11 protein-coding genes are annotated in these 12,449 nt (G+C 40.5%); 2 read left to right on the top strand and 9 right to left on the bottom strand.

What is annotated here, in order from left to right:
• The 5 genes from HMPREF2780_RS11160 to leuS form a co-directional block, all read right to left on the bottom strand.
• Nucleotides 1-328, bottom strand: a 328-nt coding sequence (locus HMPREF2780_RS11160; RefSeq protein ID WP_105026634.1) for a hypothetical protein, incomplete at its 3' end; no start/stop codon positions are given.
• Nucleotides 329-352: 24 nt separating this feature from the next.
• Nucleotides 353-2,365, bottom strand: coding sequence for an EndoU domain-containing protein (locus HMPREF2780_RS11155; RefSeq protein WP_105026633.1), 2,013 nt, complete (start codon nucleotides 2,363-2,365; stop codon nucleotides 353-355).
• Nucleotides 2,356-2,715: a hypothetical protein gene (locus HMPREF2780_RS11150; protein WP_048777651.1), complete on the bottom strand. Its 360-nt coding sequence runs from the start codon at nucleotides 2,713-2,715 to the stop codon at nucleotides 2,356-2,358. Before HMPREF2780_RS11150 ends, HMPREF2780_RS11155 begins: the two co-directional genes overlap by 10 nt.
• Nucleotide 2,716: 1 nt before the next feature.
• Entirely contained in the window at nucleotides 2,717-2,989 is a 273-nt protein-coding gene (locus HMPREF2780_RS11145; protein WP_045504297.1) for a hypothetical protein, read from the bottom strand.
• A gap of 173 nt (nucleotides 2,990-3,162) precedes the next feature.
• On the bottom strand, nucleotides 3,163-5,664 hold the full coding sequence (gene leuS, locus HMPREF2780_RS11140; protein ID WP_105026632.1) for a leucine--tRNA ligase: 2,502 nt from the start codon (nucleotides 5,662-5,664) through the stop codon (nucleotides 3,163-3,165).
• A gap of 164 nt (nucleotides 5,665-5,828) precedes the next feature.
• Between leuS and HMPREF2780_RS11135 the strand changes: the two genes are divergently transcribed.
• Together HMPREF2780_RS11135 and HMPREF2780_RS11130 are read left to right on the top strand one after the other, a co-directional pair.
• A complete protein-coding gene (locus HMPREF2780_RS11135; protein ID WP_048777655.1) occupies nucleotides 5,829-6,392 on the top strand; it encodes a methyltransferase family protein in 564 nt (187 codons plus the stop codon).
• Between the two features lie 295 nt (nucleotides 6,393-6,687).
• On the top strand, nucleotides 6,688-7,386 hold the full coding sequence (locus HMPREF2780_RS11130; RefSeq protein ID WP_172858953.1) for an ion transporter: 699 nt from the start codon (nucleotides 6,688-6,690) through the stop codon (nucleotides 7,384-7,386).
• A gap of 74 nt (nucleotides 7,387-7,460) precedes the next feature.
• Here the strand turns inward: HMPREF2780_RS11130 and HMPREF2780_RS11125 are convergent, their stop codons facing one another.
• The 4 genes from HMPREF2780_RS11125 to HMPREF2780_RS11110 form a co-directional block, all read right to left on the bottom strand.
• Nucleotides 7,461-8,339, bottom strand: coding sequence for an ABC transporter permease (locus HMPREF2780_RS11125; RefSeq protein WP_082307387.1), 879 nt, complete (start codon nucleotides 8,337-8,339; stop codon nucleotides 7,461-7,463).
• The gene (locus HMPREF2780_RS11120; RefSeq protein WP_048777669.1) at nucleotides 8,332-9,261 is read right to left on the bottom strand and encodes an ABC transporter ATP-binding protein; all 930 of its coding nucleotides are present in this window, start codon (nucleotides 9,259-9,261) and stop codon (nucleotides 8,332-8,334) included. The genes HMPREF2780_RS11125 and HMPREF2780_RS11120 overlap by 8 nt, the downstream gene beginning before the upstream one ends.
• Before the next feature lie 143 nt (nucleotides 9,262-9,404).
• On the bottom strand, nucleotides 9,405-10,322 hold the full coding sequence (locus HMPREF2780_RS11115; protein ID WP_082307386.1) for a helix-turn-helix domain-containing protein: 918 nt from the start codon (nucleotides 10,320-10,322) through the stop codon (nucleotides 9,405-9,407).
• Nucleotides 10,323-10,470: 148 nt separating this feature from the next.
• Complete coding sequence (locus HMPREF2780_RS11110; RefSeq protein WP_105026631.1) at nucleotides 10,471-12,363, bottom strand: M13 family metallopeptidase; 1,893 nt, start codon at nucleotides 12,361-12,363, stop codon at nucleotides 10,471-10,473.
• Nucleotides 12,364-12,449 lie beyond the last annotated feature (86 nt).

Below are 12,449 nucleotides of genomic sequence, written 5' to 3'. Positions count from 1 at the left end.
CTTCCATTTCTTTCCACTCTAAAACCAATTTATATAGTTCATCAGTTGAAATAAAGCAAGGTTCCCCAAGACTTTCATCATCCATTTGATAGTATACTTCTGTTTCTTCTTTACCTATATCAATATTTAGCATATTACCGCCAAAGTCTGACTCTTCTTTTTGACCAGTAACAACCGCCTCTAATTCTTTATAAATGTGAGGGTAAAAAGTATTAACCTCAATGATAAAAAACTCACCTAAAGTTTGATAGTTTTCATCCAAGAATTTTATCGATAATCTAATATCACCGTCAGGATATTTAAATATTCCATATTGTCTTTTTAACATTTGTTACGTCCTATATCTTTCTATTTATTTACTGCTAGGAAAAGCTGAAATAATCTTTTTCTCAGAGTCTAAATACATCGTAATTTTCATTCCATTCTTACTTATACCTTCATAAATGTTTCTTGAGTTAGTGTCAAATACCCTTGCTTCATATGCCTCATTAATGGCATCTACAACCTCCTGAGGGCTCATATGGTCAGGGAAGAAAGTTGAGTTCCCTCCATTAGCTTTCTTAAGAATTCCATTTACTTCAACTTTCGCTTCATAAACCCCAGCATCATTTAAGGCGGGTCCTTTCGTACCTTCGATAATATTTCCAGAAGTCCCTTCTACCATATCATAATGATAGCCACCTGCTTGTCCTCTCCTATTTAAATCACCTTCAAAAATGTGAATCTTAGATTTCTCAGTAAAGTTCTCTGTGTGCTTAAGATTCGCTAAATCATCCATACTGTAGGTTTTAATCTCAACCACCGGCTGACTCCCCACACTTGGAATTTTCCCTTTAATCCAGTCTTTCCCTTTACCAAAAGCTTCGGGGATTGTTGTATAAGGCTTATTGTAATACTGGTTATACCCCACATAAGCAGAATACAAGGCAGTTCCCCAGCTAAGTGTTTCAGTGATAGGATGGATGCGATTATACCATTCAGCTGTTTGGATTTCTTCGGCTGTTGCTGGCTCAAGTGTAATCGGATTGATCCCTTCTTCAAGGATGTAATGATTGAACTTCGCCGTGTAATTGGGGTCGCGCCAGCTAAGTAATTTCTGACTATCCATTAAGAAGTAACGATCAATTGCATAGCTGCGATTAGCCCTCTCAGTTTCTGACATGAATAAACCGCTATATGGATTTACATGAGCTTGGGAAATGGCATTTTTGAGCTCAGGAAATTCTTTTTCTATCTCCTCTTGGCTCATACCATCTATTTTTTTCTTAAAAGCTGGATCAACCTTAGCTAATTCTGTGGGACTCAAGCCTAGATGATCACTTTTTACTTGGTCATATCTCGCCATAATCAATTTAAGAGCATCCTGACTCATAGTTGCAATAGATACATCAGTATATCCCGTGTTTAAAAAATGTTCATAGGCCTGAATCTTGTCACCATACTTTTCCTCAAGCTCAGCTCGGGACATATCGAACACATCCAGTAGATTGTCCCCTTTTTCTGTCTTAAGATCTTTATTAAAGTTTGAAATTATTTTCTTCCATTCCGAACGCGGCTTCCCCTTCAGCTTCTCCTTGAGCTTTCCTCGGTAATAGATTTCAGCAGCACCGGATAACTTCATATCTTTGACAGCCTTGTCTATGGCCTGTTCTTGCGGTGTTCGATAATCACTCTTTGAAATAGTCTGAATCTTTGCCTTTTTGATTTCTTCTACCCAACTCATATTCAAGCCTTCAGTTGAATAATTACCATCGCTATCCAGCAATATCTGGCTGAGCTGACTTGCCCCCTGAATAGCTAAGCCCAAGACCTGCAGGCTATCTGAGAAATACTGAGACACCTGAGCCACAAACCATTCTAGTTTATCTATTTTTTCTTGAATTTCTCGAATACCGATATTTAGTTGAGTTTCAACTTCCATTAAAGCAGATGTCTGAGATAAAAGGTCTCCCAGCTTACCTGTCAGCAAAGCTCCTGCATTACGAAAAAAATCTTGATTATCTGCAATCTGCTTTTCTACCTTTTCTAGCTGCTCTTTTTTTATTTTCAGCTGTTCCTTCAGTAGATCCAAGTCCAATTCACCATATCCAGCCACCTCGGAATCAGCACTTTTATAGGAAGCAAGCTCTCCCTGAATATCATCAATAGCCTCTTGTAGCTTCTTTATAGCAGGGATGATAATCTCAGTAAATAGGCCTTTACCAGCTGTATAAGCTGCACCTTGAAGTTCACCTGATTCTAGAGAAGCAACCAAGTGATCACAACCACTTGACAGCCGATCTGTGACTTGATTAGCGATTTGCAAATTATTGCCCATTGCTTGGATCAGCTGGGCAGAATCCGTTGCACTATATTTTACTCCCACGGCAGACTATTCCTTTCTTTAATCAGTTTTTCTCGCTCTTCTTCCATAGCATTTCTTGTTTGACGACTGACCTTTTCCAGTTCATCCATCTGAACATCCACATAATTCTTGACCTGTTGGATAAGAGACTGAGTATCCGCTAAATCTCGACTGAGAGTAGTAGCATTTTGCGGGTGTTCATAAAGCAGAGTTTCCATTTGAGTCGTTAAATACTGAAAATCTGTTGCAAAATTCCCCAGAGAATTCTCATATTGACGTTTGAGAAGCATAAATTCATCTTCTTTTTGCTCTACTTGTAAAATTTTCTCATGGAATTCCTGACGTTCTTTTTCACTTTTATCAGTTTTCATCTTAACTCTCCCAGCGCTTGGCTTCTTCTATGTCGCGTTTTTCTATTTTAGCAGCAATCTCTGGAATTTTATTGGCCTGGATTAGAACAGCTGAGCTGAAATCACTGACAGCCTGCAACATTTGATTGCAGGCCTGACGGCCAGCTTCCATCCCAGCAATTCCAGTCGTATAGGAAAATTCAACTTGTTGATTTTGCGCATTACTTGTATCAAGATCAACTAACTCACTGATTGCATCTGATGCCGAAATTGTACTTGACTGTATTTTTCCCATTAGCTTCTTTCCTTTACACAATTTTTTCAGCTATTATACCACATCCAAGGTGAAAGAAGAAGCGTGGACAGGGCTTTCTGATACCAGTTCGATAAACTTCCACAGCTGTTAGCCTTAATAAAAGTGAACGATAAAAAAATAACCTCAGAAACGACATTCTGAGGTTAAGAAGTTTATTTCACAACGATATTAACAAGTTTATTCGGTACACTAATCACTTTCACGACTTCTTTATCGGCGATTTCAGACTTGATTTTCTCATCCGCCAGAGCGATTTCCTGCAATTCTTCACGGCTCAAGTCTTTGGCTACGACTAGCTTAGCACGGACTTTACCCTTGATTTGAACTACGATTTCGACCTCTGCTTCGACCAGTTTGCTTTCGTCATAAGTTGGCCAAGTTACATAGGAAATGCTCTCACCAGTTTGAGCGACTGCCTGCCAGAGTTCTTCAGCCAAGTGCGGTGCAAAAGGCGCTAGCAATTGAATGAAACCTTTGGCATATTCGACATAAAGCTTTTCTTCCTTGTTGGCTGCATTGACAAAGATCATGAGCTGGGCAATGGCTGTGTTAAACTTGAGCTCCTCAAGTTGCTCTGTGACAGACTTGACTGTTTCATGGTAGACCTTGTCCAATGCTCCGCTATTTTCAGTGACCAGCTCCTTAGAGTTAAGAAGTCGATAAACCCGATCCAGGAACTTGCGGCTGCCTTCCAGACCTTCCTCGCTCCAAGCGATAGATGCATCCAGCGGACCCATGAACATTTCATAGACACGCAGTGTATCGGCACCATATTGCTCTACTACATCGTCTGGATTGACCACATTCTTCAGAGACTTAGACATCTTAGCAGGTGCTTGCTCTAATTCTTCTCCCGTTTCGATGTTGAAGAATGAACCATCACGTTTTTCTACCTTGTCAGTCGCCACAAGTGCTCCACGGTGATCACGGTAGCTAGTCCCAAGAATCATCCCTTGGTTAAAGAGTTTCTGGAAAGGCTCTTTGGTAGGTACTACTCCAAGATCATAGAGGAACTTGTGCCAGAAGCGAGCGTAGAGAAGATGGAGCACGGCATGCTCTGCACCTCCGATGTAAATATCAACTGGCAGCCAAGCCTTGAGCAGCTCTTCGTCTGCTAATTTCTCATTGTTATGCGGGTCAATGTAACGCAGGTAGTACCAGCTGGAGCCAGCCCATTGAGGCATAGTGTTGGTTTCACGGCGTCCTTTAACACCATCTTCCCGAGTCACTTCCAGCCAGTCAGTCAGATTAGCCAGAGGGCTTTCACCGGTACCAGATGGGCGGATATCCTTGGTTACAGGCAAGACAAGTGGCAATTCGCTTTCTGGAACAGCCGTTGAAGTCCCGTCTTCCCAATGAATGATTGGAATCGGCTCACCCCAGTAGCGCTGACGACTAAAGAGCCAGTCGCGCAGACGATAGGTGACTTTTTCATTTCCGACACCTTCCGCTTCCAGCCAAGCAACCATTTTCTCAATAGCGGCAGCCTTGTCCAAGCCATCTAGGAAGCCAGAGTTAATATGCGGACCGTCTTCTGTATAAGCAGCTTCAGCAACATTGCCACCTTCTAGAACCGGAATAATCTCTAAATCAAACTGCTTAGCAAACTCCCAGTCGCGCTCATCGTGGGCAGGAACGGCCATGATAGCCCCTGTTCCATAGCTTGCAAGCACATAGTCGGCAATCCAGATTGGGATTTCCTTGCCATTGACAGGATTGATAGCATAAGCTCCTGTCCAGACACCGGTCTTCTCCTTAGCTAGATCAGTCCGAGCCAGGTCGGATTTGAGGCTGGCTGCATGTTTGTAGTCTGCAACTGCTTGAGCTTGTTCGGCACTTGTAATGGCATCAACGAGAGCATGCTCTGGAGCCAAAACAGCATAGGTCGCACCAAAAAGGGTGTCCGGACGAGTCGTAAAGACGGTGAAGTCCTTGTCTGTGTCCTTAATCTTGAAGGTTACATTGGCACCGGTTGACTTGCCGATCCAGTTGCGCTGCATATCCTTGATAGACTCTGGCCAGTCCAGCTCCTCCAAGTCATTGAGCAAACGCTCTGCATAGGCTGTGATTTTCAACATCCACTGACGCATAGGCTTGCGGACAACTGGATAACCACCGCGCTCAGAAGTGCCGTCTGGTAGAACCTCCTCATTGGCAATAGCCGTTCCCAGCTCTTCTACCCAGTTTACTGGTACTTCGGCTTCATAGGCCAAGCCTTTTTCGTAAAGCTTGGTGAAGATCCACTGAGTCCATTTGTAGTAGTTTGGATCTGTTGTGTTGACTTCACGGTCCCAGTCGTAAGAGAATCCAAGCGCATTGATTTGACGTTTGAAGTTGGCAATGTTTTCCGCTGTAAATTCTGCCGGGTCATTCCCCGTATCCATAGCGTACTGCTCAGCTGGCAAACCAAAGGCATCCCAGCCCATAGGATGCAGGACATTATAGCCCTGAGCCCGCTTATAGCGGCTGAGGATATCTGTCGCCGTGTAGCCCTCCGGATGCCCTACATGGAGCCCCGCTCCTGATGGGTAAGGAAACATGTCAAGCGCATAAAAGTTAGGTTTGTCCTTGTCCATACCAGTCTTAAATGTATGGTGCTCTGCCCAGTATTTTTGCCACTTAGGCTCGATTTCTCTATGATTATAAGTACTCATATTTATCTCCAACTTTTGTGATGTTACTATTATACCATTTTCAAAGGATTTTGAAAGACGGAATCCAGTTTTCACCGATAAAAACTATAAGCCATTTCTAAAGCGTTAATCTTTGATTGACCTCCAAAATTAAAAGGTGTATAATTCTGACCGGAGGAATAATCATGAATTTACAAACTATTTTCACTTATGTTTTCTTTGTTATTTTTATTAGCACAGAAATGTGGATTAAAAATAAAACTAAGTCAAACAATGTAAATGATTCTGCAGACAAAGGAAGTCGCTACATCATTATTGGTAGTGTTGTTTGTTGTCTTCTATTAATGAATGAACAACTTCTACCTTCTATAGCTCAATTGCCTCCTTTTTTGATCTATGTTGGAATCCTCATCTCCCTAGCAGGGTTCGTATTGCGGATCTATGCGGTCAATTATCTCGGAAAAAACTTCACACTGGCCGTTCAAACAACCGATAGTCAACAATTAGTAGACCATGGCCCTTATGCTATTGTGAGAAATCCTGCTTATACTGGCAGTATCTTGTCTATCCTTGGCCTATCGATTACTTCACTAAATCCTTTTACAATCATTATCTGTCTTATTTTACTAGTGGTAGGATATAGCATTCGGCTTAAAGTAGAAGAAAAAGCCTTAGGTAATCACTTTGGAAAAAATTACGAAGCATATTGCCAAAAGGTTAGATACCGAGTTTTTCCTTACATCTGGTAATCTCACCAAAAAAACAAGCCGCCTTGTCAGCCTTATAGTTGAAAGGTGGCTTGTTTTCTATTTTGCTTTTATTTATCCAAATCCGGATTCTTACTGTATATTTTTCTCAAAAGCAACCTCATTTATATAAATATGATATGAGCTTGAATTTCATTTTTATAGTAACTTTCTCAAAGGATTTTGAAAGACGCTAAAAATGGAGAATGGGGAAAATCTTTGTTGATTTACCTTGACTTATCTTTAAAAACAGATAGAATTAAAATTAAATTCATATGAATAAGGGAGATCTATGATTATGAGAAAGACTTTGTTTCAGATTATTGAGCCCCATCAGCAGGAAAGTTTTATTGAAGAAGCCTACGATATTTTTATGATCTTGGCCATCATTGTCAGTTTAATTCCTCTAACTTCAAAAAGTCATTCAGGAATCTTCATTTGGCTTGATCTTATAACAACGATTATTTTTATTATTGACTATGTTCTTAGGCTTGTCACTGCCGATTATAAATTACAGAAAGGACGGATTTCTTTCCTCCTCTATCCTTTTACTTTCTTGGCTATGGCTGATTTGCTCTGCATTTTACCATCACTCTTTTTGTTAAATGACAGTCTGCGCCTATTTAAGATTTTACGTATGCTTCGTACCCTGCGTATCTTTAAATTTTTCCGCTATTCCAAGAACATTCTGATTTTGACAAATGTCTTAAAAAAACAGAAAGACAGTCTGATTATTGTAGGGGTTTTAGCACTTGGATATATCTTTGTTTCCGCCCTTGTCATTTTCAACGTAGAGCCTAGTACTTTCCTTACCTTTTTTGATGCCCTTTATTGGGCAACGATTTCCCTGACTACGGTTGGCTATGGGGACATTTACGCGATATCAACTACCGGAAAAATCATTACAATGATCTCTTCATTTTTAGGAATTGCAATTGTTGCACTCCCCGCTGGTATCATTACAGCTGGTTATATGAAAGAGATCAAAGAACTATAAAACCTGTTTAGGGAACCCTAAACAGGTTTTTTGTATATGCATTCACTTTTATACAATTTTAGCTGAGGTCCCTTTCATTTCTTAACCTTTTTAATAAAAAAGTGGAGTGTTAATAGAGCAACAATAATCATTGAAATATAAACTAGCATGAATTGATTAGAAAGATGATTCCCACTAGCATTCTGCAATACTACTCCATAGGATTCCTTGTATTCATTTACCACCGAAGGTGGAGCACTATCAAATACTTGAGCAATTGAGTCTTTCATCAAAACTTGTTTTAAAAGTGCATTCACTTGTGTCATAGGAAACCAAGTCATAACCTGCTGCAATGTTTCCCCAACTGATCCGATAGAAAGATAAACTCCTGAAATAAATCCGATAAAGGTACCGACGATTGAACTCAAAGTGGTAAAAGCTGAACTTGTTCGAATAAAGGCTAATACAGGAAGAACCATAGTAGCTGATAAGACTGTTGATAAGCTAACAATTCCAAAAATCTTTAGATAGTCCATAGCCGAATAATCTAGAAGTGAACTAAAACCGTTGAAAATCCCAATCGCAAAGACACAAGAGAACATGGTGAGGATCATCCCAAATAGGATTGCAAAAATAGCATAGGATAGTTCAACCTTGAAATTAGAAATGGGACTAACCTTGAAATCTTCACTCAGTTTCTTTTCCTTATCTGAGACCATTACTCCAAACGCTCCTAAAGTACTGGTCATAGAAACAATCGTCGTCAAACCTGATATCAACCAATAGTTTACCATCTTAATCGTATCGCTCGAAGCAGTGTCGCTACCTAATGCTTCCTTAATGGCATCAATCTGGATTTGGCCTAGAAAGACTTGATAGACTAAAATTAAAATAATAACTGACAAGAATGACATGAAAAACGCCAAACGATCTCTCGTGTATACTTTCCTATTTCTAGAAATTAGCTCAAACATTCATTTCTCCTCCTGTTTCTTTTAATAAATTCAAATAAGCTGCTTCCAAGTTTGAATATTCCACATTAAATGCTTCAATGATAGACTTATCTTGGTTTTCAGAAATAATTTCCATCATTTCTTCAACAGAAACATCTTTAAAAACAATCTCTCTTTCTGACAAAACTTGACTTTTGTTCATAAATTGTGATATCGATAGTGATGTTACAGACTGCCCTTCTTTTAAAAGCAAATTCAAGTTAGTTGTTGAATGCTTTTCAATAAAAGTAGCAATATCTCCTGAGCAATAAAGATTCCCAGAAATTAAAACATGTAGAATATCACATCCAGCCATCTCTTCTAAATAGTGAGTGATGAGAACTACCGTCATATTATCTTTCTTATTCAACTGATGAATGGCATTCCATAAATCATGTCGAGATTGCGGATCTAGACCAGTGGTTGGCTCATCCAGCAATAAAAGTGATGGTCGAGGTAGCAGAGCACGAGCAATATCTACTTTACGTTTCTGCCCTCCTGACAAGCTCCCATATTTTTTATTTTTAATAGATGCAACATCTAGATAGTTTTGTAAATCCTTCATCCTCTCCAAGACCTTGGTCTTAGATAAGCCATACAAGGCACCTCTAGATACCAAATTTTCCTCTACTGTTAAATTTTCATCCAAACGATTGCTTTGAAAAACGATTCCGATATGGCGATAAAAATCTTTTACGGATAGAGGATGCCCGTCAACTTCCCAGCTAATATCTCCTGAGCTTTGTTTGAAATTTTGAATGAGGAGATTAAAGAGAGTCGTTTTACCAGCACCATTGGGCCCAAGAAGACCATAGAACTTGCCTTCTTCCAAAACTAAATCAATTCCCTTTAAGGCTTCAAAGGAGCCATAGTTTTTCTTAATATTTTTTAATCTAATTTCCATTTTTCCCAAATTCCTTCCTCAAGAAGAAGTAACTTCTTTTTTCTACTCCCACTATTATAAGAGATCATTTAACCGAAGTGTGAGGACATTCATGTCCTATTTAAAAAACTCTATGAGTTCCTAGACTCACAGAGTTCTGTTGCTTATTCATCAATTTTACTATAGCGGCTTATATCCTGCTCCCAGTCCAGTCTCATATTCTCCTTAAGGACATCTTCTGGCAATAGCTCTAGCATTAACTTTACCTTTTGATAGTTGTCCTCAGCTTTTTCGAGATTATTTTCCAAGAAGAGGGCGATTTTCCACTGAAGCGCATAGCTAAAGACACGATCTTGAAAGTCGTTTCTCCTCAACATCAGCTCTTCTAGGACTCTTAATATTTCGGGTAGTCGGTCATATTCTTGATAGTGAGACAAGACCCCCGCCGCAAAAATGATTCTGGCCTGAATTTTTTCCAATCCATTGGTCGGATAATCAGCTACCGCCTCAAGTAACTTGTTTAGCAAACAAGTAAACTCCTTCTTGTCAAAATCTTTCAAACCAAGCGCCAACAGGCGTAAATCAATGATTTCTAGATCCATTTCCGTCAACTTTTCTTTGGCCAAAGCCTGATCCAGATATTCATCTATTAAGCCTTGATCATAGGCAATATTTTCCGTTAAAACCATATCGTTCTTGGCCTGCTTAATCTGAAGATAAAGTTGTTCTTCCTCAGGGAGCTGATCGAAATACTTCCGATAGATTTCCTCGATCAGCTCTTCTCTCTGTTGAAGACGTTCTCCATCGCCATAGTGATATAGCTTTTCCAAGCGATACTTCAATTCAAAATAGCCAGACGGTAACTCTAATCGCTCTCTATTTGCTAGTGTATCCAGTGATACTTCCAGTTGCTCAGCAATATAGAGAGCTGTCGCGATGGTAGGCAGAGACTGGCCTTTTTCAATTCGCTGTAGTTGCCGCGTTGTCAAAATGTCTTCTTCCCCACAAATCGCCAGACGACTCAAGCCTTTTTCTTCTCTTAGAGATTGAATTTTCTGTCCTAGCTCTTCCTTAAATTCCACATCAGGCTCTCCTTCTTCCAGATATTTCCTATTATAGCATAATTTGATTATCAAAATTTATCTCTACAGCTACAAATAAAAACCTGACCAAAGAACTTCGTCTGAAGCTCCTCCAGTCAGGTTTTTACGTCTTCTTATGACTTGTTTGTTACCAAATAATCACACGATCTTCAGGGCTTCGCCACATGCCATCTCCTTCTTGGACATCAAAGGTCGTAAAGAAGTCGTCAAAGTTAGGCAGCTGCACATTGGTCCGAAGCTTGGCTGGCGCATGGACATCGACGCTTGCCAGAAGTTTCATGTACTCTTCTCGACCCTTCATCCGCCAGATACGAGCAAAGTTGGTGAAGAATTCTTCAGCAGAGAAATCTGCTTCTTTCTTGACTGCTTCCAAGGCTGCTGCAATACCGCCCAGATCTGCCACGTTTTCTGAAACAGTCAGCTTACCATTGACCTTAGCACCATAGGAATCCTGTCCTTCGAACTGGTCAATGACCTTTTGAGTCCGTTCAGTAAAGGCTTGATAGTCGTGCTCCGTCCACCAATTATTAAGGCTACCATTTTCATCAAAGGAAGCACCATTGGTATCAAAAGCATGAGAAATCTCATGGGCAATGACCGCTCCAATACCACCGTAATTAGCTGATGAAGACTGGTGCAGGTCGTAGAAAGGCGCCTGCAGGATAGCTGCTGGAAAGACAATCAGATTTTTCTGCGGATTGTAGTAGGCATTGACCATATGAGCTGGCATACCCCATTCCTTGTAATCTACTGGTTGATTCCACATACTCCAGCTATAAGCAATATCAATCTGGCTCAGCTTCTGAGCATTTTCAAAGAGCGTCAGATTTTCGTCCACAACCTTGCGAGAATAGCGCTCAGGAAGCTCGTCTGGATAACCAATATAAGGCTTGATAACATTGAGTTTGACAATGGCCTTGTCACGAGTTTCTGGTGTTAGCCAGTCATTCTGAGCTAGGCGGTTCTTGTAAACTTCAATCATCGTTGCCACTTTCTGCTCCACATCTGCCTTAGCTTCTGGTGAGAACTTTTGACCTGCATACCAAAGACCGATCGCTTGATTAAAAGGCCCCTGAGCTAGGTAATAGGCAGCTTTTTTCTTGTCCTGAGCTTGAGGAGTTCCTGATAAAGCACGTTGATAAGCACCTGCTAAAACACGGATGTCATCCGTTAGATATGGGGTTGTATTGCGAACCGCAGAGAGAATTAGCAAAGCGTGAAGTTTATCCCAGTTTGCAGCTGTATAAATATCTTTAGCTGCTTTCCAGAAGCGTTCCTCAGGAACAATGACTTGGTCGGGTTCTTGACCGATTAACTTGGTAAAAATATCTGCCAAAGGCAACTCTGGTAGCAAGGCTTTGAAATCGTCCCACTTATAAGGATGGTAGAGCTTAGCATACTCAGAGCTCTCTTCATTAGAAAGAACATACTGAGCAAAAACAGCATCCAACTCTAAAACCTTGTCTAAAATATCCTTGATTTCCTCTTCAGTAAAATCAAATTTTGCTAGCAAATCTTCCTGTGCCTTTCGCCATTTTGCAAGCAGATCTGCTTTCTGCGGATGGTCTTCCGCATAGTAGGTCGTATCTGGCAAAATAGTGCCCGGTCCATCCGCCCAGAGAACATTAATCCGAGCATCCATAAAGTCAGGCGCTACACCAAAGGGGAAATAAGTCGGCTTACCAGCCAGCTCAAAGTCTGCAATCTTTGAAGCATAGTCTTCAAAAGACGCTAGGTTACGAATTTCATCAATGTAAGCACGCGCAGGCTCAGTCCCTGCTGCTTCCCGCTTGTCATAATCCGCTGCTAGGCGATGGTAAGCAACGAAGTTCTGCAGAATAGCATCTTCTGGTACTCCATCGCCAGCCAACCATTTGTCAGTCGTAGAGAGCATGAGATCTTCAATTTCCTCAGCCAAGTCCATAAAGCCACCTGTAACTGGTTTATCGTCGGGAATAACAGCTGTCTTGGCCCATTCGCCATTTATTGCATCATAAAAATCATCTTGCAGTCGTGTCATCTTTTTCTCACTTTCATACTTTTGATATAACCTTATCAAAAATAGCTTTGATTTTCAAATCTTTGTTAAATATTTCCCATATTTTG

This window comes from Streptococcus sp. HMSC062B01 (assembly GCF_001811085.1).
GTDB lineage: Bacteria > Bacillota > Bacilli > Lactobacillales > Streptococcaceae > Streptococcus > Streptococcus gordonii.
The sequence above is the reverse complement of the archived record's forward strand: the minus strand, read 5'-3'. Positions and strand labels throughout refer to the sequence as shown.

Bases quoted from the DNA above. Each gene is read 5' to 3' on its own strand.
- HMPREF2780_RS11150 (WP_048777651.1), bottom strand. From the start codon at position 2,715: ATGAAAACTGATAAAAGTGAAAAAGAACGTCAGGAATTCCATGAGAAA.
- HMPREF2780_RS11145 (WP_045504297.1), bottom strand. From the start codon at position 2,989: ATGGGAAAAATACAGTCAAGTACAATTTCGGCATCAGATGCAATCAGT.
- leuS (WP_105026632.1), bottom strand. From the start codon at position 5,664: ATGAGTACTTATAATCATAGAGAAATCGAGCCTAAGTGGCAAAAATAC.
- HMPREF2780_RS11135 (WP_048777655.1), top strand. From the start codon at position 5,829: ATGAATTTACAAACTATTTTCACTTATGTTTTCTTTGTTATTTTTATT.
- HMPREF2780_RS11130 (WP_172858953.1), top strand. From the start codon at position 6,688: ATGAGAAAGACTTTGTTTCAGATTATTGAGCCCCATCAGCAGGAAAGT.
- HMPREF2780_RS11125 (WP_082307387.1), bottom strand. From the start codon at position 8,339: ATGTTTGAGCTAATTTCTAGAAATAGGAAAGTATACACGAGAGATCGT.
- HMPREF2780_RS11120 (WP_048777669.1), bottom strand. From the start codon at position 9,261: ATGGAAATTAGATTAAAAAATATTAAGAAAAACTATGGCTCCTTTGAA.
- HMPREF2780_RS11110 (WP_105026631.1), bottom strand. From the start codon at position 12,363: ATGACACGACTGCAAGATGATTTTTATGATGCAATAAATGGCGAATGG.